We start from the raw sequence: 334 nt of genomic DNA on the forward strand, positions 1-334 counted from the left end.
GTATTAGAAGCAGCCATAATATCATTGACATACATAGCAATATTATCATACAGTGCACCTTCAATTTTTGCTATAGGTAATCTGGAATTATATCCCCAAATAATAGACATAGGTGTTCCGTCTTTTGCTGTATATTGAATAAGATTTCCTTTTACATCATATTTATCCAATGTTACTTCTGTGAAAGCAGAAGAGCTGTTTGAAAGGTCATACGTTTTTATAGATTTTGGCAGTATAAAATTACCTATTTGTGCATCTGGCAATGAAGTTGGATAAACCGTTTCCGTTTTCGACAATGTTTTAGTAACTCCATTATTGGTTTGTGTTACAATAG

Annotated in this window: 1 protein-coding gene; it reads right to left on the reverse strand. The window is 32.3% G+C overall.

Annotated features, from left to right (window positions below; translation table 11 throughout):
• Positions 1 to 296 (reverse strand): hypothetical protein (locus SCA31_RS22785; RefSeq protein WP_410699322.1); only part of this gene is annotated, 296 nt, incomplete at its 3' end.
• Positions 297 to 334 lie beyond the last annotated feature (38 nt).

The organism is Chryseobacterium sp. SIMBA_028 (genome assembly GCF_046535285.1).
GTDB lineage: Bacteria > Bacteroidota > Bacteroidia > Flavobacteriales > Weeksellaceae > Chryseobacterium.